Raw genomic sequence first — 24,826 nt, forward strand, 5'->3', positions numbered from 1 at the left:
TTATGCTCCTTCGGTGACGGCGTTGCGAGTCCTCAACCTGTCGAGGCCGACGGCCATCACGATGACGACTCCCTGGATGATCTGCTGGTAGAAGGACGACACATCGAGCAGCGTCAGACCGTTGACGAGGACGCCGATGATGGCCGCGCCCACGAGCGTGCCGATGAGGGATCCGCGGCCGCCCATGAGGGACGTCCCGCCGAGGACGACGGCGGCGATGGCGGAGAGCTCATAGCCGGTGCCGAGGTCGGGGACGGCACTTTGGAGCTTGGCCGAGGAGAGGATCCCGCCGATGCCGGCGCACAGACCGGAGATGACATAGACGGTCACCAGGACCCGTCGCACCGGTATGCCTGCCAGACGTGCGGCCTCCGCGTTCCCTCCCACGGCGTGCACCCAGCGCCCGAAAACGGTGCGCTCCAGCACGTACCAGCCGATGGCGAACACGGCGGCCATGACGACGATGGGCACCGGGATGCCGAGAACCGAGCCCTGACCCAGCACCGAGTAGCTGAGATGTGTGGAGAACATGGTGGTGCCACCGGTACCGACATAGGTGACACCGCGCAGATAGGTCAGCGCCGCGAGCGTCACGATGAACGCCGCCAGGCCCAGCTTGGCCACGAGTACGCCGTTGATCAGGCCGACCGCGAACCCGGCCAGCAGGGCGACGGCCAGGGCCAGGGGGGCGGGGGCGCCGTCGAGGGTGAGTGAGACGGCGGCGAACGCGGTGACCCCGACGGCCGATCCCACTGAGAGATCGATGCCGGCCGTCATGATGACGAACGTCAGGCCGGCGCCGAGGATCGCGGTCACCGAGATCTGACGCGCCACGTCCAGCAGATTCACCACGGTGAGGAAATAGGGCGCGACCAGGGCGAAGAGCACCACGAGGACGATGAGCGCGATGGCGACGCCCAGGCGGTCGGCAAGAGTGGAAAGGCCGGCATGCAGGCGCATGCGCTTGGGTGCGGTCGGTCGTGACGAGTCGACCGCACGCTCGTGTTCAGCGGCCACGATGTCGTTCATGAGTTCACCTCGACAGGCTCCACTTGTTTGCGCACCAGCCCGGTGGCGTACCGGACGATGTGCTCCTCGGTCATGTCCTTGCCGGTCAGTTCGGCTACGATCCGGCGCTGATGCATGACGAGCACCCGATCGGACATGCCGAGAACCTCGGGCAGTTCGGACGAGATGAGAATGACCGCGACACCTTGCGTCGCGATGTCATTGATCAGCCCGTAGATGTCGGCCTTCGCGCCGATGTCGACCCCGCGGGTCGGTTCGTCGAGGATGAGCACGGTTGGCTTCTTGGCCAGACACCGTGCCAGCAGCACCTTCTGCTGGTTGCCACCCGACAGTTCCCCGACGGGCTGGTCGAGACTGGTCGCTCTCACCCTCAACCGGTCGGCCAGGGGTTTTGCCGCGGTGCGGAGCCTGGAGGGAGAGGTGCCGCCGAATCTCCGCTTCGCGAGTGCGGTGCCCATGCACACGTTGTCGGCGATCGACATGCCGAGGAAGAGCCCCTGCGCCTTGCGGCTCTCGGGCAGCATGGCGATATCGGCGCCGGCCGCTCCGCCGGCCCTCGCGATGTCCACGCGCTGTCCGTCGACGGTCACCTCGCCGCCGTCGGCACGGTCGAACCCGGCTATCAGCCGGCACAGTTCGCTCCGCCCGGCGCCGACGATGCCGGCGAGACCGACGACCTCCCCCGCCCGCACCTCCAGCGACGTTTCCTGGACGACGCCCGACCTCAGACCGCGGACACTCAGCCGCACCTCTCCCTGAGCGGATCCACGTCCATGGTCATAGAGATCGTTGACGGGCCGGCCGACCATCGAGGTGACGATCCGGTCCTCGCTCATATCGGCTCGCGGCATCGAGTCGGCGACGTGGCCGTCCCTGAGCACGGTGACGTGGTCGGCGAGCCGATGAATCTCCTCCATCCGGTGGCTGATGTAAAGGATCGCCAGCCCCTGGGCCCGGAGTTCCTCGACAATGCCCAGCAGGTGGCCGGCTTCCTTCTGGGACAGCGCGGCGGTGGGCTCGTCGAGCACCAGGAGCCGTGGGTCCTCGGAGAGCGCGCGAGCGATCTCGATCAACTGCTGCTCGCCGACGCTGAGCTGCCCGACTCGTACACCCGGGCTGAGCGAAGCGCCCACGCGGTTCAGAGCCGCCACGGCGTTCTCACGGGCCGATCGGAAATCAAGCCGCCCGCCCCGGTGTCGCGGCTCCACACCCAGCATGAGATTGTCGGCGACCGTGAGATCCGGGACCAGACTCAGTTCTTGATGGACTACCGCGATGCCGAGAGCTCGCGCGTCGCCGGGGCCGTTGAATTCCACCGGGCGACCGTCGATCAGAATGTCACCGGCGTCCTGCGGCTCGATACCGGTGAGAACCTTGATCAGGGTCGACTTGCCGGCACCGTTCTCCCCGGCGAGTACATGTACGCGTCCCGCTTCGAGCGTCAGCGTCACATCGTCCAGCACACGGTTGTGGGCAAATGACTTGGCAATTCCGACGAGTTGTGCGACAGGCCCCCCAGCAACCTGTGATTTCATCAGCCCCAGCTTTCGTAGTCGCTGATCGTCTTGGGGGTTACCAGGAAGGTCGGCACCAGGCTCAACTTGGACTTGGGCTTTTCACCCTTCGCGAGCGTGACCGCCCTGTCGAACCCTTCTCGCCCGAGTTGGGCAGGGCTCTGGCCCGAAGTGCCGATCACCAGACCATTGTCGAAAAGATCCGTGAGCTGTTTCGCTCCGTCCACTCCCACGATCTTCACGTCGGCGCGCTTCTGTTTTACCGCGAGAGCGATACCGACGGCTGTGGGGTCGTTGACGCCGAAGAAGCCGTCGACATCCGGATGGCTGGTGAGGATGCTGCTCGCCACATTCATGCTCTTGTCGCGCGTGAGGTCGGCTCGCTGAGTTGCGACGATCTTGATGCCGGGACTGGCCTTGATGGCGTCCTTGCAGCCCTTCATCCGGTCATTGATCGCCGAGACCGCGGAGCCGTCGACGATGGCCACCTTGCCCTTGCCGCCGAGCTGCTTGCTGAGGTAGGTGCACGCCTCCCGTCCGGCCTGCTCATTGTCGCTGGTGATGGTGGAATCGGCGCCGGTCGCCGCCACATCTATCGCGACGACGGGAATGTGGGCCTGCTTGGCCCTGAGGATCGCCGGACCGATGCCGTTGGAGTCGACCGCATCGACGACGATGGAATCGACGCCCTTCCGTATGAACGTGTCTATCTGATCGCTCTGGACCGAGACATCGGCATTCGCGTACTGGACGGACACATCCAGCGACTTCTTACGGGCAGCCTCCTTGATCGCCTTCCCCTCGGCGAGGAAGAACGGATTCGAGGCCGCGTTGAGCGTAACACCCACCGTGGTCTTGCCGTCGGAGGCACCGTCTCCGACAGCGCAGCCAACCAGCCCACCAGCAGCGATGACGAGCGCACTCGCGAGCACGGCGCCACTTCGCCCCGGAGTGGAAATGGCCTGGACAGCGACTTTCATGGAATTTCCCTTTGCTTGCTAGCTGGTGAATCACACGGTTGGCGTGACACCGCCATCAACCGCGAAATTGGCTCCGGAAATGAACGAGGCGCGCTCCGATGCGAGGAAGGCGACCACGGCGGCGACTTCGTCGGCGGTCCCGAGCCGGCCGACCGGGATGCGATTGAGCTCGACATATCGACGCAAGGCGGTCTCCTTGTCCACGCCGAACTCCTCCGCGAGTGACTCCGCGATGCCACCGGGCCGGTCGTAGATGGGAGAACGGATGAAGGCCGGAGAGACCACGTTGGACCGAATGCCCTGAGAGGTGAACTCGGCGGCCAGGACCTTCGACAACATCAGCACCCCGGCCTTCGAGACGCTGTAGTCGGGCAGGCGGGGGTTCGGCATCCGGGCAGCTTCGGAAGCGATGTGGATCAGCGCCCCCGCCCCAGTGGACCGCATCATGGGAATGGCCGCTCGGGCCGCGCGGACATAGCCCAGGAGGTTCAACTCGAGGGTCGCGCTCCAGTCGGCATCGCCCGTCTCGAGGAAGCCGGACCTCACGGGGGCCACGCCGGCGTTGTTGACGAGGATGTCAATCCGGCCGAAGGCCCCCGCCGCCGCCTCCATGACGGTCGCCGCACCACGGGGGTCACGAAGATCGGCGGGAACACCGAGAACCTCTCCGGAGGCCGTGAGCGGTTCCAGCCCGCTGACGTCGAGGTCCGCCCCGACAATGCGGGCACCGGCAGCATGCAGGTGCTGGACGCAGGCGAGCCCGATCCCGCCACCCGCACCGGTCACCACTGCCACTCGCCCTACCAGATCCCCGGACATTCGCCGCCTCCTCACATGGCGACGTGCGCCGCCTTCGATGGGGAGATTCCCACGAGGCGGACTCGATGTCTAGTGTGTGGGACAAATGAGCTGCGCGAATCGCCCGTTCAGCCGAAGTCGGCGACCTGCCCCCCGACAACCCCGCAGCCCAGAGCCCGTGAGACCTCATGACCTGCGGCGATCAAGGCGTCGCTCCACTGCTCGAGGGAGCTACCGAGCACCGACTCGCGAAGACCACTGATCGACAGGGCGCCCCGCACCTGACCTTTGTAATCGGTGATCGCGACCCCGAGCGCCGCGACACCCACGGTGACATCCTGGTCACTGATGGCCAGGCCGCTCTCCCTGGTCTTCGCGAGCAGGGCCTTGAGTCCGGCAGGCTCGACCACGGTGGAGGGCGTGAAACCGACAAGAGGCGAGTTCCGTCGGATGTAGTCGTCCCATTCGCCCGCTTCGCGGCGCGCCAGCATCGCTCGCGACGCGGCACCGGCATGCAGCGGCAGAGAACCGCCGACCCGTAGGGCGAGCGACTGGACCCGCTTGCCGGCCAGCCGCTCAACACAGATGGCTTCGTCCTGGTGCGGCACGCAGAGGAAGACGGTCTCCCCGGTCAGGTCATGAAGCCGCTCCATCGCCGGCTGGGCGAGTTTCCGCTCGTCGAACCGCGCCACAACGGCCGCACCGAGCGGCAGCAGCTTCATACCGAGCCGGAACCGGCCCCGACGCGTACCCGGCTCGACGAAGTCTTCGCTTTGCAGGCCCGACAACAAGCGGTAGATCGAACTTCTGGGCTCCCCGGTGGCTTCGACTATTTCCGCCACCGTCGCCTCACCCTGCGCCAGGAACGTGAGGACCTCCGCCACCTTGCGGATCATCATCAGGCCGTTTTCATTCGCCATGCCGGACATTGTGACTCAGAGAGCACGCCCCCCAGGCAGTTGGTCCCGCTACATGGACGATGTGTCTGCCAAGCGATACGTTTGGGTGGCATGAAGGGGCACATGAGAGCGGCTCGTGTGCCGGACGCGGCCACGTCCCCCTTCGCGACACGGGACTGCCGCCAGAAGGGTCACGGGAGCATCATGGTCTTAGAGCGGACACAGGCGCGCCCATGAGTGCCGTTCGCCGCGTCTGCGCTCGCCTGGAACCCGTCGCACGGTAGCGACACCGTCGCGGAGCGAAGCAAGGAGCCACCCCATGCCGCCGGCCGCCGGAAACGGCGAACCGTACCGGAGTCCGCCCAGCCCGCCCTCGGATGCCGCAGCGTTTGAGGCGCTGCTGGCCGACGCTCTTCGTCAGGCCATCCTGGACCTGGATTCCATCACGGGCATCGTTTACCTGATGGAAGACAGTGGGGAGTGGCTCCGCGCCGCCATGATCGGCGGTACCCCGCCGGCCATCTTCGCCATGCCGGAACGTATGGCGCTGGACGCCCCTTACGCCTCCTCGACCGCGTGCAGAACGGGCACGGTAGTCGTCTTCGGAGAACCGGTGGTGCGCGCGGACGACCCCGGCCTCGCCCGGGTGGTTCCCTTCCCCTACGCGGTGGCCTCCACCCCGCTACACGCAAACGGCAGCCGATTTGGAGCGCTCACCCTCATCCGCATCCCGTCCCGGGCCGGATTGATGAGTAACGAGAAGCGTCGGCGGCTGCGGGGAATCGGCGACCGGCTGGCACGGAATCTGGTGCCACTGGCAGAACACTGTCTGCCCTTGCCGAACACGGACAATCCCTTGCTGCTGCCGGTGTACACCTCGGACCTGCGGCAACCCAGCGAGCAGACTGCCGTATGGGGCATACCTGATGCACCCGGGTCCTCCGGCATGACGTTGATGTACCAGCTGCACAAACTCAGTGCCGCCCTCAACCAGGCCACGGAGACCCACGATGTGGTCGTGGCCGCCCAGTCTCGGCTCATGCATCCGTATCACGCGCAGTCCCTCATCCTGAACATCGTCGGCGACGGCAGGTTGTGGGTCGCGGGCCACTGCGGTGTCGCCCCCGAACACCTCCGACAGGTTCACGGCTCCAGCAGCGACAGCCCGACCCCGGCCGCCGACGCGCTGCACGGACGGGACCCGCTGCTCTTCCCGGACCGCGCCCAGCTGCTCGCCGCCTACCCCGACGCCCGGGACGACGGTCAGCGTGCCTGGGCGTTCCTCCCACTGAGATCCAGCGGAAACCCGGTAGGTGTGTGCTGCCTGGGCTTCGCCGAGGAGCGCCTCTTCGAGCCGGAGGAACAAGCGGTCATGATGATGATGGCGGACCTGCTCGGCCAGGCACTGGACCGAGCCCGCCTGAGTGAGCGCGAGCACGCCCTCGCCGAAAGCCTCCAGCGAGGACTGCTGCCGCGCATCCTCTGCGACCTGCCAGAAATGATCACCACCGCCCGGTACCTGCCCGCCTGCCCGACGGCCGGAGTCGGCGGCGACTGGTACGACGGAATCATGCTTCCGGACGCACGCATCTGCCTCGTGGTCGGAGACGTGGAGGGCCACAGTGTCGAGAGCTCCGCCGTCATGGGCCAGCTGCGCAGTGCCGTCCTGGCCTACGCGCGCGAGAACCACGGACCGGCAGCGATACTGACCCGGACCTCCCACCTGCTTGCCGAGCTGGACACCGAACTACTGGCGACATGCTGCTGCGTGCGCATGGACGTTGCCGACGGGGCGGCCGAAGTGGCCCTGGCCGGACACCCCGCGCCTCTGGTACGCCGTCCCGACGGCCGCGTCGACGCTCTCGACGTGCCCGCGGACGTGCCACTGGGCGTCCACTCCGCCACCCCCTACCGCACATACGAGACCACCTTGGCGCCCGGCTCGCTGCTCCTCCTGTACACCGACGGCCTCACCCCCGGACAATCCTCCGAGGCACTGGCCGGTGTCCGCACACTCCTGGCGGCGGGCGGCCAGGACAACGAGCGCCACCTTGAGGGACTCGCGGACAGGCTGATCGCCACGGCACCCAGACCCCCTGAGCGCTATGACGACGTGGCACTGCTCCTCGCCCGCTATGAACGAGCCACGCCGGACGCGCAGCACCGGAGCAGCCGGATGGAGATCCAGCGACATGATCTGCAAGGGGTCCGGGAAACGCGTCGATTCATGCGTGACCATCTGGGCAGCTGGGGCCGTGACGCGATGACGGACGATCTGGAGCTCATGGCCTCAGAGGTGGTGACCAACGCGCTGATCCATGCCGACAGCGACGTGGAACTGCGGCTGCGTGACTACCCGGACCATATACGCCTGGAAGTCAGGGACTCCGATGTCTCGCCTCCGGTGCCTTCCTCGCTCTCCGCCGCTGAAGAGGAAAACGCGCAGGCCGAACACGGGCGCGGCCTCATCATCGTCGACAGCCTCGCCACGACATGGGGCAGCTCGCCCAGCGGCCGCGGCAAGACGGTCTGGCTGGAGCTGTCCACCCGGGACGGTTCGTAAGGTACCGAGCGGGGACACCCGGCGCCGGGGAATCCCTCGCATACGGTTTCCGTTGTGCCGCAAACAGGTCGGCTCTCGCACCCGCAGGAGGCAAGCATGTACGGCGACCCGGCAACGGTCCGCACGATCCTCACGGAACTGGGAGACACCTGGGCGGTGGTCGGTCTGTCCTCCAACCAGCAGCGTGCGGCATACGGTGTCGCCGACGTCCTCCAGCGCTTCGGCAAGCGCATCGTGCCCGTACACCCCAAGGCCGAGACGGTGCACGGCGAGCGCGGCTACGGCTCGCTCGCCGAGATCCCGTTCCCGGTCGACGTGGTCGATGTCTTCGTCAACAGCGACCTGGCGGGCCCGGTCGCCGACGAGGCCGTCGCCATCGGCGCCAAGGCGGTCTGGTTCCAGCTCGGCGTCATCGACCCGGAGGCGTACGACCGCACCCGCGCCGCCGGGCTCGCCATGGTGATGGACCGCTGCCCGGCGATAGAGATTCCCCGGCTGGGCTGAGCCGGCCACGGGGGACCCGAGCGCGACGGCCGACGCACGCGCGGCCTCAGGCGCCCAGGCCCTCCAGGACCACCGCGCCCGGGAGCCCGGCAAGCAGCTTGCCCGGCACGATGAGCTTGCCGCGTCGGCCGCCGCTGCCGATGAGGGCGTACGGGATGTCGGCCACGGCGGCGTCCACCAGGAGCGGCCAGTCGGCGGGCAGTCCGATCGGGGTGATGCCGCCGAATTCCATGCCGCTCTCGCCCGTCGCCCTGTCCATCGGGGCGAACGACGCCTTGCGCGCGCCGAGGTGGCGGCGCACCACGCCGTTGACGTCCGCGCGGGTGTGGGCCAGGACCAGGCAGGCGGCCAGGGTCGTCTCGCCGCCCCGCTTGCCCGCGACCACCACGCAGTTGGCGGACTGCTCCAGCAGCCAGGAGCCGTAGTTCTCGACGAGCACGGCGGTGTCGGCCTTGTCCGGGTCCGTGTCCACGAAGAGCACCTGCTCCACCGGCTCCGAGCCGCGCCAGGTGCGCAGCGCCTCGGCGACGGGAGCGGTCAGCAGGTCCAGACACTCGACGGCGGGACGGACCTCGTCGAAGGCATCCATCGGCGTACTCATGCCGTCAAACTAGCAGTCGGAGCAGGGCGCGAGGGCCGGGCCCGGCGGCCTCAGCGCGCGGGCGGCACCGAGACCGCCATGGTCATCCGCACCGGCGCCGTACCGTCGTTGCGGTAGGCGTGCGGGGTGTTCGCCTCGAACGCCACCGAGGTGCCGACCGGGGCGGTGTGGGTCTCACCGCCGATCACCAGGGTGAGCTCGCCGGCCGTCACATGGATCAGCTCGACCGTGCCGGACGGATGCGGATCGGAGCTGCTCTCGTCGCCGGGCATCAGCCGCCATTCCCACATCTCCAGCGGGCCGTCCGCCTCGGTGCCGACGAGCAGCGAGGTGTAGCTGCCCGCCTCGGTGGACCACATCCGCACCGCCTGGTCGGGCGGGACGAAGGTCACCCGCGGCCCCTGCTCGTAGTCGAGCAGTGTGGTGATGCTCACGCCGAGCGCGTCGGCGAGCTTGACGGTGGTGCCCACGCTCGGATTCGTCCGGGCCTGCTCAATCTGGATGATCATGCCCCGGCTGACCCCGGCGCGGGCCGCCAGGGCGTCGAGGGTGAAGCCGCGTTCGTTGCGCCACCGTTTGAGGTTGCGGGCGAGCGACTGCGTGAGCTGGTCGAGGTCCGTCACGTTCCGGTCCGTCCATCCGTCCAAAATAGTGAATGGCGTAGTCGAGTACAGTGAACTACCGTGGGCTGTACTCCCACGTCCACCACACTGTACGGCGAGGTTTCACCATGTCCGCACTCTTCGCTCTTGCCACCAGCCTGCTCTGGGGGCTGGCCGACTTCGGCGGAGGGTTGCTCACCCGGCGCACCCCCGCACTCACCGTGGTCGTCGTCTCCCAGATCATCGCGGTCACCGTCCTCGGCGCCATCGTGGTCGCCACCGGCGGATGGTCCGCGGCGGGCCCGCAGCTGTGGTTCGCCGCGGCGGCCGGGGTGGTCGGCCCGGCCGCGATGCTGTGCTTCTACCGGGCCCTCGCGCTCGGCCCGATGGGCGTCGTCTCCCCGCTCGGCGCGCTCGGCGGGGTCATCGTGCCGCTCGGCGTCGCGCTGGTGCTCGGCGAGCGGCCAGGGCTGCTCCAGGTCTCGGGCGTCGTGGTGGCGGTCGCGGGTGTGGTCCTGGCGAGCGGTCCGCAGACCGGCGGGGCGCCGGTCCAGCGGCAGACGCTGCTGCTCACCCTGGTGGCCGCGCTGGGCTTCGGCTCGGTGATGGCGCTGATCGCCGAGGCGTCGGACACGCTGACCGGGCTGTTCCTCGCGCTGTTCGTGCAGCGGGTGTGCAATGTGGCGGTCGGCGGCGGCGCGCTGCTGATCTCCGTCCGGCGCGGCAACCCCGGGCTGCCCGAGGGCGGGATGGGCGTGGTGTGGGCGTCGCTGCCCGCGCTCGCTTTCGTGGGCCTGGCCGACGTGGCCGCGAACGGCACGTACAACCTCGCCGCGCACCACGGCCCGGTCACCGTCGCCGCGGTGCTCGCCTCCCTCTACCCCGTGGTGACCGCCGTCGCGGCCCGCGGACTGCTCGGCGAGCGGCTGCGGGTGGTCCAGGCCACGGGCGCCGGGCTCGCCCTGGTGGGCACGCTGCTGCTGGCCACGGGCTGAGCGGCCCGCGGCCCGGCCCGCGCTCGGCCATGCATGAGCGGCCATGCATGACTGGCCATGCATGACTGGCCATGCATAAGCCGACGCGCCCCAGGAACCCACTACGCCATGGGGCACGGATACGAAAAGCTGTATGTGGTGCGGGCCGAGGCCCGGGGGATCGTGGACGCCGCGGCGCGGGCGTGGCAGGGGCCGGGGCGCGAGCGGGACCTGCTTGTGCAGTCGCTGAAGGCGGCCGGGGCCGCCACGCTCGCCTGGGCGGTCTCGGGGTGGTGGCTGAAGGACCCGGTGGCGCTGATGGCGCCGTGGGTGGCGGTGGTCCTGGTCCAGGCCACCGTCTACCGCTCGCTGTTCAAGGGGTTGCAGCAGCTGGTGGCCATCGCCGTGGGCACCCTGCTGGCGGCGGGGGCCGAGGCGCTGACGGGGAACACCCTGATCTCGGTGGCCCTGGTCCTGCCCGTCGTGATGCTGCTCAGCAACTGGCCCCGCCTCGGCGACCAGGGCATCTACGGTCCCACCACCGCGCTGTTCACCCTCACCTCGGCCCCGGTGTCCAGCCTCACGGTCTCCCACCGGCTGCTGCAGGCCCTGCTGGGCGCCGCGATCGGCATCGCGGTGAACGCGCTGATCCTGCCGCCGGTCCATCTGCGGAACGTCCGGGAGAATCTCAGCAGTCTGGCGCACGGGACCCAGGAGACACTGGCGAGCATCGCCGAGGCGCTGGCCCAGGGGGACTGGTCCGAGGACACCCCCGCCGACTGGCGACGGCTGGCCGGACGGCTCCAGCAGCGGCACGAGAGTCTGCGATCCGCCCGGCTGTGGAGCCATGAGAGCCTCCGGCTCAATCCCAGGCTGCCGTGGAAGTCGCGCGAGAAGCTGCCGCCGACGCTTCCCCCCGAGGGCGAGGACCAGCGGTGGAGCGCGATCGTCGCCGAGGTGGGCGCGGTCGTGAGCACCATGGTCGACATCGCCGACGAGAACCGCTCCATTCCCACCCCCGACCAGCAGCCGCTGCGCGACTACGGCCACCTGCTCGCCGATCTGGCGGCGGCCTGCGAGGCACGGGCCGAAATGATCTGTGAGCCCGCCGCCCCCAACGGCGCGCGCGGCGAACTCGACGATGCGCGCGGCCAACTCGACGAGGCGGTGGAGGCCGTGGAACGGCGCCACGGCGCCCTGCACAAACAGCTCACCGACGAGCGCTACGTCTCCCCCGGCACCACCGCCGTCCTGGGCACCCTGCTGATCCAGGCCCAGAACATCTGGCACGACATCGCCCCGGACACCTGGCCCCGCGCCACCGCCGGGGCATAGCGCCCGGCCGGCGGGGTACATCGATGCAGTCCCCCGCGGTGGTGCCGGGGCGGAGTTGTGAGGAGTGGTGCCCATGAAGCCGATCGGCCAGGCACGGCCGGGATTCCCCTGCTGGGTGAGTCTCGCCGCCCCCAGCCTCCAAGCGGCGCAAAAGTTCTACACCGCGGTGCTCGGGTGGACCTGGCGCCCCACCGGGCTGGGTGAGGAGTTCCGTACGGCGCTGTTCGGTGGAGCGCCGGTGGCCGGGGTCGGGGCGCTCGCGAACAGCCTCAGGGGCGCGGTCGCCTGGACGCCGTTCTTCGCCGTGGCGGACGCGGACGCCACCGCGGCACGCATCCGTGAGCGGGGCGGCACCGTCGGCGTCGGCCCGCTCCCGTTCGGCACCGGCCGCCGTGCCGGGCTGGCCGCCGACCCCGACGGCGCCGTCTTCGGCTTCTGGACGGGAGAGGCGCTGCCCGGCTGGCCCTCGGGGCCGGAGAAGGGCGCCCCGGCCTGGCTGGAGCTGCGGACCCGTGACGCGTTCGCGGCCGCCCTCTTCTACGGCGAGGTCTTCGGCTGGGCGTCACCGGAGGGCAACTGCTCCGTGGAGTACGAGAACGACGAGGTGATCGTGTGCGAGGAGGGCCGCAAGCTCGCGGTGGTCCACGGCGGCGCCGTCGAGCAGGCCCCCGACCCGCGGGTCCGGCCGCGCTGGTACGTCCACTTCCGCGTCCCCGATGTGACGGCCGCCGTGGCGGCGGCCCGCGCCGCCGGTGGCACGGTCGCCCTCCCACCGGACGCCTCCCCCACGGGCCGTCAGGCGATCCTGTGCGACCCCGACGGGGGGCTGTTCACCGTCACCGCGGCCTGAGCGGACAGCGCTGACGGACGGGGCTGACGGACGGCCTGCCTCGGCTCGGCTCGGCCCGGCTCGGCTCGGCCCGGCTCGGCCCGGCCCGGCTCGGCCCGGCTCGGCTCGGCTCGGCTCGGCTCGGCTCGGCTCGGCTCGGCAAGATGGCGTAAAGACGGCAGCGACAGGTGAGGAAGCCGGTCCGGCCGGGAAGCCGTGGAGGCGGAGAGCGCGGGGGACCACGCTGTCGTCAGGACGGAGAGCGGTGATGGCCACCACGGCGGAGGAAGCCCGAGCCGGTCTGCCCGCGTCACGCGTCATCCGGCTGCCGGGGATCGTGCTGGGGGTGGGGCTCGGCGGATTCCTCGACGGGATCCTGCTGCACCAGCTGCTCCAGTGGCACCACATGCTCAGCAGCACCAACCACGACCGCATCGGGGTGCGGTACTACAACCCGCACACCGTCTCCGGTCTGCGGATGAACACCGTATGGGACGGCGTCTTCCACGCCGTGTGCTGGATCTCGGTGCTGCTGGGGCTTGCCATCCTCTACGCCCGGGTCACCCACGACCGGCGCCGGGTGTGGGGCTCCCGCGTCCTGTGGGGCTGGATGCTGGTCGGCTGGGGCCTGTTCAACCTCGTCGAGGGCGTGCTGGATCACCAGATCCTCGGCATCCACCATGTCCACGGCGGCCCGGAACAGCCGTGGTGGGACGCCGGCTTCCTCGTCCTGGGCGCCCTACTGGTGGCCGGCGGCTATCTGCTGCAGCGCGGCGGGGCCCCCTCCGGCCCCGAGGCGCCGCGCGCCACCGGGCGCGGGTGATGGGTGGCGGCGCGGCGCATCCCGGCCATGGGCACGGCGGGGGCGGCGGTCCCTTGGAGGTATGGCTGCCGGCCCTCGCCCTGCTGGGGTGTGCCGCCGCCTACGCGCTGGCCGTCCGCCGCGCCCGTCGCCGTCACCCCGCCCGGCGCTGGCCGCTCGCGCGGTCGCTGAGCTTCGCGGCGGGGCTCGTCCTGGTGGCCGTGGCGCTGCTGCCGCCACTCGCGCCGTTCGCCCATGAGGACTTCCGCGGCCATATGGCCCAGCATCTGCTGCTCGGGATGTACGCGCCCCTGGCACTGGTGCTCGCGGCCCCGGTCACCCTGCTGCTGCGCGCCCTGCCCCCGGACCGCGGCCGACGGCTGACCGCCGTGCTCCGCTCCCGCCCCGCGCGGCTGCTCGCCCACCCCGTCACCGCCCTGCTGCTGACCACCGGCGGGCTGGTGCCGCTGTACTTCACCCCCGTCTACGACGCCGCCATGAGCCACCCCGGATGGCATTGGCTGACGCACGCCCATTTCCTGCTCTCGGGCTGGCTGTTCGCGTATGTCATCGCCGGTCCCGATCCGGCCCCGGCCCGGCCGGGGGTGCCGGCCCGGCTGGTGGTCCTCGGCGTCGCCATCGCCGCCCACGCCGTCATCGCCCAGTTGATGTACGGAGGCTTCTGGGTCGAGGTCCACGCGCCGATCGCCGAGGTCCGGGGCGGCGCGGAGATCATGTACTACGGCGGCGACCTCGCCGAGCTCCTCCTGGCCGCGGCCCTCGTCACCACCTGGCGGCCCGTGAGGACGCCCCGGAGCCCGCACGGGTCACGGGTACGTCCGGGGCGGCGGCCGAAGGAGGGGATCCGCGCCCCGCGGGCCCTGCCGAAATCCGGGTGACGGTGGGGGTTACCACTGGGGGCCGCGGGGTACCTGGGCGTCACGCCATCGCAGCGACCCCCGGGGGACCACGGTGGCCAGGCCCTTCCGGTCCAGACCGCGGGCCGGAAGAGCCGCTTCGGCTGATGCGTCGGCTCGGGCCGACGCTTCAGTCGTCGATTCCGCCGCTCTCGCAGATCTGCCGGGCGATGTCCCGCAGCTTGACGTTGCGCTCCTGGGACACCCGGCGGATCAGTGCGAAGGCGTCGTCCTCGGTGATCTTCAGACGTTCCATGAGGATGCCCATGGCCTCGCCGATGGTGTGCCGGGTCTGGAGCGCCTGCTGGAGCTGATCGGCGGTGCGGGCGCTGGAGAAGGCGACCGCGGCATGCGAGGCGAGCAGCCAGCCGGCCGTCTCGCTGGCCTTGGTGAAGGCGGCGGGATGCCGCGAGTAGAGGTTCAGGGCGCCGAGGTTCTCCTCCTCGGTGTAGAGCAGGAACCCCATCATGCTGCCGATGCCGAGCTCGCGGCCCTCCCTGACGAAGTCCGGCCAGCTCTCCTCGGGCTCGGTGAAGTCCTTGATCCGGAACACCCGCTCGCCCTCCAGCCGGCGGGCGGCGTCGAAGCAGGGCCCCTCGCGGAGCCGCTCCTGCAGCCGGTCCGACCGCACCACCAGCCCTTCGGTGGGGGCGAGGGACTCCACTCGGCTGCCGTGGAGCACCAGGATGCCGGCCGCGTCACAGCCCTCCACGATGTTCACCGCGCATGCGCTGATCCGCTCCAGCGTGGCCTCCACGGACTCCTGCGCCAGCAGATCCCGCGCCATGGTGGCCATGCGCTCGGCGAAGGCTTCCCAGTCCATGACCACCATCCGATCACATCGAGCTACTCGTCGCCTCTGAGCGCTTCCCGGTAGTGCTTCGCCCGCTCCGCGTACACCTGGGCGTTCAGCTTGATGCCTTCCCGTTCCTCATCGGTGAGGGGGCGCTTCACCCTCGCAGGCACCCCGGCCACCAGCGAACCGGGCGGTACCTCCATCCCCTGCGGCACCAGGGCCTGGGCCGCGACCAGCGATCCCGCACCGATCCGGGCGCCGTTGAGGACCGTGGCCCCCATGCCGATCAGGACGTCGTCCTCGACCGTACAGCCGTGCACGACCGCATTGTGCCCGACCGAGACCCGCTCGCCGATGGAGACCGGGAACCCGGGGTCGACGTGCACCGTGCAGTTGTCCTGAATGTTGCTGTCCGCGCCGAGGACGATGGGGCCGCCATCGCCCCGCAGCACCGCCTGGTACCAGACGCTGGATCCCGCCGCCAGCACGACATCGCCGATCACCACCGACGTTTGGGCCACGAACGTGTCGGGGTCGATCCGTGGCTCCTTCCCGTCGATGCCGAAGATCAAGGCGCGCACCGTCTCTCCCACCTGGTCGTTCCCTTCGCGTTCCGCGCCCCGGCCGGTAGCTCCGGCAGAGCCGTCCAGCCGGTCCAGCCGGTTCAATCGAGACCGCCGGTCCGCCCTAGTCCCCGGCCGGGACCGGCTCCGGCTCGGCGGTCTCGGAATCGGCCGCCGTGACCGCCGCGGCCTTGGTCTTCTTGGAGCGCCACTTCATGACCAGCATCGAGCCGAGGCCGAAGAGCAGGGCCAGCACGAGCCCGAGCCAGGAGAAGCGCTTCAGCCAGTCCTCGGCGACCTTGCCCAGGGAGTAGATGACCGCTGTGGTGCCCCCGGCCCAGACGATGCCGCCGAGCACATTGGCGATGAGGAACTTCCAGTACGGCATGCGCAGCACGCCCGCGAGCGGCCCCGCGAAGATGCGCAGCAGCGCGATGAACCGGCCGACGAAGACCGCCCACATGCCCCACTTCTGGAAGGAGCGCTCGGCGGTGGCCACGTGCTCGGCGCTGAAGTGCTTGGGGAATTTACGGCCCAGCCAGGCGAGCAGCGGCTGACCGCCCTTGCGGCCGATGAGGTAGCCGATGGAGTCGCCGATCACCGCACCCGCTACGGCACACGTCCCCAGGATGTAGGGGTTGATGTGGTCCTGGGAGGCCGCCAGCAGCGTCGCGCTGACGAGGACGATCTCGCCGGGGAGCGGGATTCCCAAGCTCTCCAGGCCGATGACGATACCCACGAGCAGATACACGCTGACCGCGGGCACGGTCTCGAGCCATTCCTCGATATGCAACGCCGGTTCCTCCCCATGTGGCGACCGCTTCCCGGCGTGCGCCGGACAGGACGCGGCGCACGCCGGGAAGCCTACTCAATCGGCGCGCGGTCGCCATCATCCCCAAGTCGTGCTCCCGCTCGCGTCGGCTCCGGCGAAGGGAGGACGGACTCAGGGCTGAGGAGGACGGACTCAGGGATAGGAAGGACGGACTCAGGACTGGGGGCGCAGGGTCCATACGATGGACATTTCGCCCGTAACCGCGCCGTCCTCGCGTGTGATCGCGACGTTCACCGGGAATTCAGGCCGCTCCCCCGCGTCCAGCTCGGCGACCACCTCGGCGGCGGGCCGGCCGAGGGTGGCGGTCGCGGTGACGGGCCCCTTGGCGAGCTTCTTGTAGCCGATCTCGGCGCGCACGGCCAGCGGTACGGCACGGCCGAGCTGATCGCCGAACGCCGCCAGCACGATGGCGCCGCTCGCGGACTCCGCCAGGGTGAACATCGCGCCCGCGTGGGGGCCGCCGACGTGGTTGTGGAAGTCGGACTGGTCGGGCAGGCACAGCACCGCGCGCTCGGGCGACGCCTCACGGAACTCCAGGTTCAGGGTGCGCACCATGGGCACCGTGGCGGCGAGCATCTCACCGACGGAGGGCAGGGTTTCTGACATGCCCCGGAAGTTACCACCCAGTAGAAAGCGAGGAAAGGGGCAGTTCAAGGGGCAGCCGTAGCAGCTGTCGTCGGCCCCCTCTATCGTTACTGGCCATGTGGCCAGGACAGCAGCCGCCCGGGGGCGAGCAGAACAACCCGCACGATCAGAACCCCTATCAGCAACCGGGGTACCAGCAGCCGGGATACAACCAGCCCAACCCGTATCAGCAGCCGGGGTACCAACAGCCGAATCCCTATCAGCAGCCGCCCCAGCAGCAGCCGGGGCAGTCCGGCCAGCCGCCCCAGCAGCAGCCCGGTTACGGCCCGCCCCAGGGTCCGCCCGGCCAGCAGTGGGGCACTCCGTCCGGCCCGCCCGGCGCACCGCAGCCGCCGCGTGACAACAAGAAGCGCACGACCACCATCGCCATCGTCGCGGCCATCGCGGTCGTCGCGGCCGCGGCCATCACCGGTGCGCTGGTCCTGGGCAAGGACGACAGCGACGGCGGTGACGAGTCGAAGGGGAAGGACAAGACGCCCGCCTCCACGTCGGCCCCGGCCTCCGAGGAGCCGACCGAGGACCCGGGTGGCGGCGGTGCGGACAACCCGCGCGCCGGCGGTGACACCACCGACGTCAAGGCGGTCATACCCGGCTGGAAGCCGGTGGTCAGCCCCAAGCGGCACAACGCCTTCGACGTCCCCCCGGACTGGACGATCGAATCGCCGGGCCTGAGCACCGGTTTCGAGGACGACAAGGGCAAGCCGCTCGTGGTCATGTCCGCTCCGGCGAGGTACAAGAAGGACTACTGCTCGGTCAAGGACAAGGACGGCTACGTCGACAAGAGCCACGCCGCCGGGGCGGGCTCGAAGGGTGCCCAGGGCGCCAAGGACGAGGCGTCGGCCGCCAAGATCGAGGCCGAGAACTGGGTCTTCGCCGCCTTCGACCAGAAGCAGACCGGGACCCGCAAGGTCACCGACGCCAAGAAGTTCAAGAGCGCCCACGGCCTCAAGGGCTACACCGCGTCGGCCACCGTCACCGGGGTGAAGAAGACCGACAAGTGCACCACCGACGGCAAGGCCGTCACCGTGACCTACACGGACACCAACGGCGACTTCGCCACCTGGGTCCTGTACTCGGTCAAGGGCACCAAGGAGGAGGTCAAGGACTCCACCATCAAGAAGATCATGAGTTCGCTGCGGCCGGTGAAGTCGGAGGTCTCCTGACCTTCTGACCGCTCCGACCGTGGCGGCCGGAATTCGGTTGGACGCCGGGGCCCGCCCCCAGGGATAGTCCGGATGTGACGACTCCTCCGGCCCCGCGCCTCCGGCCGCGCCGCCCCGCGTGGGCCGGCCGCAACTACACACTGCTGACCACCGCCGCCGTGGTGACGGGCCTCGGGAACGCCGGAGCCCTCATCGCGGCGGCGTTCGCGGTGCTGGAGGCGGGCGGGGACGGCGGCGACGTCGGGCTGGTGGCGGCGGCCCGCACCCTTCCCCTGGTCGTCTTCCTGCTGATCGGCGGCGCGGTGGCGGACCGGCTGCCCCGCCATCGGGTGATGGTCGCCGCCAACAGCCTCAACTGCCTCTCGCAGGCGGCCTTCGCCGTGCTCGTCCTGTCCGGCGAGGCGCGGCTGTGGCAGATGGCCGTGCTGTCCGCGCTCGGCGGCACCGGGCAGGCGTTCTTCTCCCCCGCCGCCGAGGGCATGCTGCTCTCCAGCGTCAACGGCGAACAGGCCGCCCGCGCCTTCGCGCTGTTCCGGATGGGCATGAACGGTGCGCAGATCGGCGGGGCCGCGCTCGGCGGCGCGCTGGTCGCGGTGGTCGGCCCCGGCTGGGTGCTGGCCGTCGACGCCGCCGCGTTCGCGGTCGCGGGCGCCCTGCGCTCGCTGCTCGACGTCAGCGCCGTCGCCCGGCGGGAGCCCGGCGGAGGCATGCTGCGGGATCTGCGCGAAGGTTGGCGCGAATTCGTCGGCCGGCCCTGGCTGTGGTCGATCGTCGTCCAGTTCTCCGTCGTCAACGCGGTGGTCGGAGCGGCGGAGGCGGTGTTCGGCCCGCTGGTGGCCGAGGACCATCTGGGCGGGGCGCGCCCCTGGGGGCTCGCGCTCGCGGCGTTCGGCGCGGGCACCGTCCTGGGCGGTCTGCTGATGGTGCGCTGGCGGCCGCGCCGGATGCTGCTCGCGGGCTCCCTGTGCGTACTGCCGCTCGCGCTGCCGTCGGCCGCGCTCGCCGTCCCGGTGCCGGTCGCACCGCTGGTCGTGGTGATGTTTCTGGTCGGGGTGTCGGTCGAGGTGTTCGGAGTGTCCTGGATGACCGCGCTGCACCAGGAGATCCCCGAGGACAAGCTGTCGCGGGTCTCGGCGTACGACTGGTTCGGCTCGGTCGCCATGGTGCCGCTGGCCACGGCGCTCGCGGGCCCGGCCGAGGAGGCGTTCGGCCGGGCGGCCTCGCTGTGGGGGTGCTCGGCGCTGATCCTCGCGCTGACGCTGGCGGTGCTGACGGTCCCGGACGTACGGCGGCTGCGCCGGCGCGAGACCCAGCCCGTCGCCGAGGGCGGACCGGCCGCCGCCGCGGACACCGCCCCGGAGCCGGTCAGCCCACGCTGAACGCCCCGTCCGGCGGCTCCGGCGAGGGCGTGGCGTCCTCGTCCCGCACCGGCGCCGCGCCGCCCATGAACCGCTCCAGCGCCTCCCCGTACTCGACCCTGGCCGGGAACGCGTCGGCCGCGGCGCGGCGGGCCAGCACGGCGACCGGCGGTTCGGACTGGGAGGCCACCAGCACGGCGTTGCCGAACCGGCGGCCGCGCAGCACCGACGGCTCCGCGATCAGGGCGAGGTGCGCGAACGCCGTGCGGTAGGTGGCCAGTTGGGAGCGGAGGAAGGCGAACGGCGCCCCGTCGGCCAGATTCGCGGCGTACCACCCGCCCGGCCGCAGCGCTCGGGCCGCGGCGCGGACGTACTCGACGGAGGTCAGATGCGCGGGCACCCGCGAACCGCCGAAGACATCGGCCACGATGACGTCGGCCGACCCCTCGGGCGCGGCCTCCAGCGCGGTCCGGGCGTCCTCCGGCCGCACCGTGACGCCCGCCCCGGACGGCAGCGGAAGGTGCTCGGCGACCAGCTCCAGCAGCCCCCGGTCGGCCTCGATCACCACCTGCCGGGAGCCGGGGCGGGTGGCGGCCAGATACCGAGGCAGCGTCAGCGCCCCGCCACCCAGGTGCAGTACGTCGAGCGGGGCGCCGGGTTCGGCGGCCGCGTCCAGGACATGGGCGATCCGCCGCGTGTACTCGAATTCGAGATGGCCCGGATCGTCCAGGTCGACATACGACTGCGGGGCGCCGTCCACCGTGAGCAGCCAGGCGCGCGGGCGGTCCAGGTCCGGCAACAGCTTGGCGGTGCCGCCGTCCACGGCACGGCTCACGGGTATCGGCTCGTTCACCCTCTCATTGTGCCGTCGCACGCATGCCGTGGCTTCCGCTCGCCCGCCACCCGCACGGCGGAGGCGGGCGAGCGGGGCCGGTGATGGCTACGGCAGCACGGTGGTCACCGTGCCCGCGCCCACCGTGCGGCCGCCCTCGCGGATCGCGAAGCCGAGACCCGGCTCCAGCGGTACGGCACGGCCGAGCTCGACCGTCATGGTGACCGTGTCACCGGGGCGCGCCACCGCGGCGGCCCCGAGGTCCACGGCGCCGACCACATCGGCCGTACGGAGGTAGAACTGCGGGCGGTAGCCGGTGGACACCGGTGTCCGCCGACCGCCCTCGGCCGCCGAGAGGATGTACACCCGCGCGGTGAAGCGCCGCCGCGGCACGACGCTGCCGGGCGCGGCCACCACATGGCCGCGGCGCACCGCGTCCCGCGCCACTCCGCGCAGCAGCAGCGCCACATTGTCGCCCGCCTCGGCCGACTCCATGGACTTGCCGAAGGTCTCCACCCCGGTGACCACCGTGGCCACGTCGGTGCCGGGCACCTCGACACGGTCGCCGACCCGTACCGTGCCGCGCTCGATGGCGCCGGTGACGACCGTGCCGCGGCCGGTGATGGTCAGCACGTTCTCCACCGGTAGCAGGAACGGCGCCCGGGTGTGGCGCACGGGCGTCGGCACGTAGATGTCCACGGCGTCCAGCAGCGCCTCGATCGCCCCGGTCCAGCGCGGGTCGCCCGCCAGCGCCCGCAGCCCGGAGACCCGTACGACGGGCGTGGTGTCGCCGGGGTAGCCGTGCGCGGAGAGCAGCTCGCGCACCTCCAGCTCGACGAGGTCGGTGAGCTCGGGGTCGCCCGCGTCGGCCTTGTTGAGGGCCACCACGATGTGGTCGACGCCGACCTGGCGGGCCAGCAGCACATGCTCGGCGGTCTGCGGCATCACACCGTCGAGCGCGGAGACCACGAGGATCGCCCCGTCGATCTGGGCGGCGCCGGTCACCATGTTCTTGATGAAGTCGGCGTGGCCTGGCATGTCGACATGCGCGTAGTGCCGGGTGTCGGTCTCGTACTCGACATGCGCGATGTTGATGGTGATGCCGCGCGCGGCCTCCTCCGGCGCCCGGTCGATACGGTCCGCCGGCACATAGGCGCCGCCGGTGCCGCGCTCGCTCAGCACCTTGGTGATGGCGGCGGTCAGCGTGGTCTTGCCGTGGTCGACATGGCCCATGGTGCCGATGTTCAGATGCGGCTTGGTGCGCACATACGTCTGCTTGGACATGCGACGGTCTCTCCTCGTCAGCGGGGGTGGGAAGCGCGGACCCCAGAACCTCGCCGACCCTCCCCCTGGGGGATCCGTCGGAGTTGTCCGAGGAGGGTCAGCTTCGGGCGCCGTCGAGGCAGGCGGCGGGAACGGCGGCGGGCGGGTCCGTGGTGAGGGCGGCGACCGCGGCCGGGGCGAGCGAGGGGACGGCAGCCTTCGGCGCGTCCGCGACCGCGGACGTCGGCGTGAGGAAGGCGAGCCGGAACATGCTGTGATCTTCGCGCACTGTTCGGTCCACGTCGAATGGTTTTCGGTGCGTTTCGGTACGCGCGGGGTGGGTGGGGCGGGTGGTTCGGAACCTCTCCCGAGGGGGTTCTGAACCTTCCATCAACGGGGTTCGGAACCCTCCGTGGACGGGGTTCGGAACCCTCCGTCGACGGTCTGCCGACAATCGGACGACAACCCGACGACATCACAGCGTCCGCCGGGCCAGGTCGGTTACGCTCCACCGATGCTCGATGTCGCCCCGCCGCCCGCGAAACCGGCCGCCCGCCGCGCCCGCGCCGTGCTCCTCTCGCCGTGGTCGCGGCTGGGGTTGCTCGCCGCGCTGCTCACGGGTTCCGCGATCGCGGTCTGGCTGTGGCAGCCGCAGCGGCTGCTGACCCACGGCTGGCCGGAGTTGACGGGCGGGACGGCCGTGATGCTGTTCACGGCCGCGTACGGGGTGGGCACCGCCGCGCTGGTGCCCCGGCCGCTGCTGAACCTGGCGGCGGGTGCGCTCTTCGGCATCCAGGCCGGGCTGGCCACGGCCATCGGCGGCACGGTGATCGGCGCCGGGATCGCCTTCGGCCTCGGGCGGCTGCTGGGGCAGGACGCGCTGCGGCCGCTGCTGCGGGGCCGCTGGCTCACGGCGGCGGACCGGCAGTTGAGCCATCACGGGTTCCGGTCGATGCTGGCGATCCGGCTGTTCCCCGGCGTGCCGTTCGCCGCCGCCAACTACTGCGCGGCCGTCTCCCGGATGGGCTGGCCGTCGTTCCTGCTGGCCACCGGGCTGGGCAGTGTGCCGAACACCGCCGCGTACGTGGTGGCGGGCAGCCGCGCCACCACCCCCACCTCGCCCGTCTTCCTCCTCGCGCTGGCCTTCATCACGGTGCCCGCCGTCGCGGGGGCGCTGGTGGCCTGGCGCAAACGCGGCCGTATCCGGCCCGTACGGCCCGTACGGCCCGTACGGCCCACGGAGGACACGGCGGCAGACGAGATGGCGCCGCGGGGCTGACAGGCGGCCCCGGGGGCTGACCGGACCCGGTGGGCTGACCGGGCCGGGGTCCGTCAGCCCCCGGCCGGTCCGGTGGCGGAGGCCGACGTGGCCGCCGCGCGGGCGGACAGCGGCTCGGCGATGTCCTCCAGCGGACGCCGCTCCGCCGGAATCGCGAGGAAGACGGCGACCAGCCCGGTGGCGACCATGAGCGACGCCCCGATGGAGAAGGCCAGCGCGGTGTCGGCGACGACCCCGCTCGCCGTCAGATCCGAGAAGATCAGCGGACCGCTGATGCCTCCGGCCGCCGTGCCGATGGCGTAGAAGAAGGCGATGGCCAGAGCGCGCGTCTCCATCGGGAAGACCTCGCTGACCGTCAGATACGCCGAGCTCGCACCGGCCGAGGCGAAGAAGAGGACCACGCACCAGCAGGCGGTCATCGTGGTCGCGTTGAGCCAGCCGTTGCCGAACATCCAGGCCGTGATGAACAGCAGCACACCGGAGAGGATGTACGTCCCCGAGATCATCGGCCGGCGGCCGACCGTGTCGAAGAGCCTGCCCAGCAGCAATGGCCCGAGGAAGTTGCCGAAGGCGATGACCGCGAAGTAGTAGCCGGTGTTGCCGCTGGGCACGCCGAAGAACTTCACCAGGATCGAGCCGAAGCCGAAGGTGATGGCGTTGTAGAGGAACGCCTGCCCGATGAAGAGGGCCAGCCCCAGGAACGCGCGCCGGGGGTACGCCCGGAAGAGCGTCCGGGCGATCTCGATGAAACCGGTGCTCTTCCGCGTGCGGATGGTGATGGCCTTGTCCGGCTCGGGGAGGCGCCGCCCGGTCTCGTCCTCGATCCGCCGTTCGGCCGCCGCGACCAGTTCCTCGGCGCCCTCCGCCCGGCCGTGGACGAACATCCAGCGCGGGCTCTCGGGGACGTTCCGCCGGACCAGCAGGATGACCAGGCCGAGGACGACGCCGAGGGCGAAGGTGAGCCGCCAGCCGACGTTCACCGCGAAGAAGCTGGTGTTGAGCATCAGCACGGAGAGCAGCGAGCCGCCCATCGCGCCGAGCCAGAAGCTCCCGTTGATGACCAGGTCGACGCGGCCCCGGTACTTGCTGGGGATCAGCTCGTCGATCGCGGAGTTGATGGCCGCGTACTCGCCGCCGATGCCGAAGCCGGTGAGGAAGCGGAAGAGGAAGAACCACCAGACGGAGAAGGAGATGGCGGTGAGCGCGGTGGCGGCCAGATAGACCCCGAGCGTGATGAGGAAGAGCTTCTTGCGGCCGTAGCGGTCGGTGAGCCAGCCGAAGACCAGCGCCCCGGTACAGGCCCCGGCCACATAGAGGGCCGCTGCCATCCCGGTGACCTGCGCGTCGGTGATGGGCAGCCCGCTGCCGGGCTCGGAGAGACGGCCGGCGATATTGCCGACGACGGTCACCTCGAGACCGTCCAGGATCCATACGGTGCCGAGGCCGATCACGATCATCCAGTGCCAGCGTGACCAGGGCAGCCGGTCCAGCCGCGCCGGGACCTCGGTGGTGATCGTCCCGCCCGGCCCGTTCCCGGCGCCGCCCCCGGCCCCGTCCCGTCGGCCGCCCTGTCCTCCGTCGTGCCCGATCGCGGTCATACGGTTCGGCTCCTCGGCTGTCCACGGCTGTCCACGGCTGATCCTCACCGGGCGCCCGCGGCCGGGCGGCCGAGCCCCGAGTACCCAAGGTCAAAGCGCTGAACCGATGGTCTGACCAGGCCCTTGATGGGCCGCGCAGCCGGGGACGCT

25 protein-coding genes are annotated in these 24,826 nt (G+C 70.6%); 10 read left to right on the forward strand and 15 right to left on the reverse strand.

Annotated elements, in window-relative coordinates; translation table 11 throughout:
* From J2Z30_RS18360 to J2Z30_RS18380, 5 genes are all read right to left on the reverse strand, one after another.
* On the reverse strand, positions 1-1,029 hold the full coding sequence (locus J2Z30_RS18360; protein WP_209468730.1) for an ABC transporter permease subunit: 1,029 nt from the start codon (positions 1,027-1,029) through the stop codon (positions 1-3).
* On the reverse strand, positions 1,026-2,564 hold the full coding sequence (locus J2Z30_RS18365) for a sugar ABC transporter ATP-binding protein (RefSeq protein WP_044568188.1): 1,539 nt from the start codon (positions 2,562-2,564) through the stop codon (positions 1,026-1,028). Before J2Z30_RS18365 ends, J2Z30_RS18360 begins: the two co-directional genes overlap by 4 nt.
* A complete protein-coding gene (locus tag J2Z30_RS18370) occupies positions 2,564-3,523 on the reverse strand; it encodes a substrate-binding domain-containing protein (protein ID WP_044568190.1) in 960 nt (319 codons plus the stop codon). The genes J2Z30_RS18365 and J2Z30_RS18370 overlap by 1 nt, the downstream gene beginning before the upstream one ends.
* Before the next feature lie 30 nt (positions 3,524-3,553).
* Positions 3,554-4,342: an SDR family NAD(P)-dependent oxidoreductase gene (locus J2Z30_RS18375; protein WP_044568192.1), complete on the reverse strand. Its 789-nt coding sequence runs from the start codon at positions 4,340-4,342 to the stop codon at positions 3,554-3,556.
* 107 nt (positions 4,343-4,449) lie between these two features.
* Positions 4,450-5,241, reverse strand: a complete 792-nt coding sequence (locus tag J2Z30_RS18380) for an IclR family transcriptional regulator (protein ID WP_044581003.1) — start codon at positions 5,239-5,241, stop codon at positions 4,450-4,452.
* Positions 5,242-5,539: 298 nt separating this feature from the next.
* Between J2Z30_RS18380 and J2Z30_RS18385 the strand changes: the two genes are divergently transcribed.
* Complete coding sequence (locus tag J2Z30_RS18385) at positions 5,540-7,783, forward strand: ATP-binding SpoIIE family protein phosphatase (RefSeq protein ID WP_209468731.1); 2,244 nt, start codon at positions 5,540-5,542, stop codon at positions 7,781-7,783.
* 96 nt (positions 7,784-7,879) lie between these two features.
* A complete protein-coding gene (locus J2Z30_RS18390) occupies positions 7,880-8,287 on the forward strand; it encodes a CoA-binding protein (protein WP_044568194.1) in 408 nt (135 codons plus the stop codon).
* A 46-nt stretch (positions 8,288-8,333) separates the two neighbouring features.
* Here the strand turns inward: J2Z30_RS18390 and J2Z30_RS18395 are convergent, their stop codons facing one another.
* Complete coding sequence (locus tag J2Z30_RS18395) at positions 8,334-8,888, reverse strand: YbaK/EbsC family protein (protein WP_044568196.1); 555 nt, start codon at positions 8,886-8,888, stop codon at positions 8,334-8,336.
* Positions 8,889-8,938: 50 nt separating this feature from the next.
* Positions 8,939-9,511, reverse strand: a complete 573-nt coding sequence (locus tag J2Z30_RS18400) for a helix-turn-helix domain-containing protein (RefSeq protein ID WP_044568198.1) — start codon at positions 9,509-9,511, stop codon at positions 8,939-8,941.
* A gap of 107 nt (positions 9,512-9,618) precedes the next feature.
* Between J2Z30_RS18400 and J2Z30_RS18405 the strand changes: the two genes are divergently transcribed.
* From J2Z30_RS18405 to J2Z30_RS18425, 5 genes are all read left to right on the forward strand, one after another.
* A complete protein-coding gene (locus J2Z30_RS18405) occupies positions 9,619-10,485 on the forward strand; it encodes an EamA family transporter (RefSeq protein ID WP_044568199.1) in 867 nt (288 codons plus the stop codon).
* A gap of 108 nt (positions 10,486-10,593) precedes the next feature.
* Positions 10,594-11,799 (forward strand): FUSC family protein, encoded by a 1,206-nt coding sequence (locus tag J2Z30_RS18410; RefSeq protein ID WP_044568200.1) that lies wholly within the window; start codon positions 10,594-10,596, stop codon positions 11,797-11,799.
* 73 nt (positions 11,800-11,872) lie between these two features.
* The gene (locus tag J2Z30_RS18415; protein WP_209468732.1) at positions 11,873-12,649 is read left to right on the forward strand and encodes a VOC family protein; all 777 of its coding nucleotides are present in this window, start codon (positions 11,873-11,875) and stop codon (positions 12,647-12,649) included.
* A gap of 247 nt (positions 12,650-12,896) precedes the next feature.
* Complete coding sequence (locus tag J2Z30_RS18420; protein ID WP_044568201.1) at positions 12,897-13,451, forward strand: DUF2243 domain-containing protein; 555 nt, start codon at positions 12,897-12,899, stop codon at positions 13,449-13,451.
* On the forward strand, positions 13,451-14,329 hold the full coding sequence (locus J2Z30_RS18425) for a cytochrome c oxidase assembly protein (RefSeq protein ID WP_044568202.1): 879 nt from the start codon (positions 13,451-13,453) through the stop codon (positions 14,327-14,329). Before J2Z30_RS18420 ends, J2Z30_RS18425 begins: the two co-directional genes overlap by 1 nt.
* Positions 14,330-14,477: 148 nt before the next feature.
* Here J2Z30_RS18425 and J2Z30_RS18430 read toward each other — a convergent pair whose 3' ends face one another.
* From J2Z30_RS18430 to J2Z30_RS18445, 4 genes are all read right to left on the reverse strand, one after another.
* On the reverse strand, positions 14,478-15,170 hold the full coding sequence (locus J2Z30_RS18430; protein WP_044581007.1) for a GAF and ANTAR domain-containing protein: 693 nt from the start codon (positions 15,168-15,170) through the stop codon (positions 14,478-14,480).
* Positions 15,171-15,193: 23 nt separating this feature from the next.
* Positions 15,194-15,736, reverse strand: a complete 543-nt coding sequence (locus J2Z30_RS18435; RefSeq protein ID WP_044581009.1) for a gamma carbonic anhydrase family protein — start codon at positions 15,734-15,736, stop codon at positions 15,194-15,196.
* A gap of 94 nt (positions 15,737-15,830) precedes the next feature.
* A complete protein-coding gene (locus J2Z30_RS18440; protein WP_044568203.1) occupies positions 15,831-16,499 on the reverse strand; it encodes a DedA family protein in 669 nt (222 codons plus the stop codon).
* A 192-nt stretch (positions 16,500-16,691) separates the two neighbouring features.
* Positions 16,692-17,144 carry a DUF4442 domain-containing protein gene (locus J2Z30_RS18445; protein WP_044568204.1) on the reverse strand — a complete coding sequence of 151 codons (453 nt, stop codon included), beginning with the start codon at positions 17,142-17,144 and terminating at the stop codon, positions 16,692-16,694.
* Positions 17,145-17,239: 95 nt separating this feature from the next.
* Between J2Z30_RS18445 and J2Z30_RS18450 the strand changes: the two genes are divergently transcribed.
* Positions 17,240-18,346 (forward strand): DUF8017 domain-containing protein, encoded by a 1,107-nt coding sequence (locus J2Z30_RS18450; protein WP_044568205.1) that lies wholly within the window; start codon positions 17,240-17,242, stop codon positions 18,344-18,346.
* Positions 18,347-18,420: 74 nt separating this feature from the next.
* On the forward strand, positions 18,421-19,725 hold the full coding sequence (locus J2Z30_RS18455) for an MFS transporter (RefSeq protein WP_044568206.1): 1,305 nt from the start codon (positions 18,421-18,423) through the stop codon (positions 19,723-19,725).
* On the opposite strand, the gene J2Z30_RS18460 is transcribed toward J2Z30_RS18455, so the two are convergent.
* The 3 genes from J2Z30_RS18460 to J2Z30_RS18470 all read right to left on the reverse strand — a co-directional run bounded on the left by J2Z30_RS18460 (position 19,712) and on the right by J2Z30_RS18470 (position 22,070).
* Positions 19,712-20,557 carry a spermidine synthase gene (locus J2Z30_RS18460; RefSeq protein ID WP_044568207.1) on the reverse strand — a complete coding sequence of 282 codons (846 nt, stop codon included), beginning with the start codon at positions 20,555-20,557 and terminating at the stop codon, positions 19,712-19,714. The genes J2Z30_RS18455 and J2Z30_RS18460 overlap by 14 nt on opposite strands.
* An 87-nt stretch (positions 20,558-20,644) precedes the next feature.
* A complete protein-coding gene (tuf, locus tag J2Z30_RS18465; RefSeq protein WP_044568208.1) occupies positions 20,645-21,820 on the reverse strand; it encodes an elongation factor Tu in 1,176 nt (391 codons plus the stop codon).
* A gap of 97 nt (positions 21,821-21,917) precedes the next feature.
* The gene (locus J2Z30_RS18470; protein ID WP_198278272.1) at positions 21,918-22,070 is read right to left on the reverse strand and encodes a hypothetical protein; all 153 of its coding nucleotides are present in this window, start codon (positions 22,068-22,070) and stop codon (positions 21,918-21,920) included.
* A 243-nt stretch (positions 22,071-22,313) separates the two neighbouring features.
* Between J2Z30_RS18470 and J2Z30_RS18475 the strand changes: the two genes are divergently transcribed.
* Positions 22,314-23,078, forward strand: a complete 765-nt coding sequence (locus J2Z30_RS18475; protein ID WP_052701224.1) for a TVP38/TMEM64 family protein — start codon at positions 22,314-22,316, stop codon at positions 23,076-23,078.
* 53 nt (positions 23,079-23,131) lie between these two features.
* On the opposite strand, the gene J2Z30_RS18480 is transcribed toward J2Z30_RS18475, so the two are convergent.
* On the reverse strand, positions 23,132-24,676 hold the full coding sequence (locus J2Z30_RS18480) for an MFS transporter (protein ID WP_245388138.1): 1,545 nt from the start codon (positions 24,674-24,676) through the stop codon (positions 23,132-23,134).
* Between the last annotated feature and the right edge of the window lie 150 nt (positions 24,677-24,826).

It is taken from the genome of Streptomyces iranensis, assembly GCF_017874715.1.
In the GTDB taxonomy this organism is placed as follows: Bacteria; Actinomycetota; Actinomycetes; order Streptomycetales; family Streptomycetaceae; genus Streptomyces; species Streptomyces iranensis.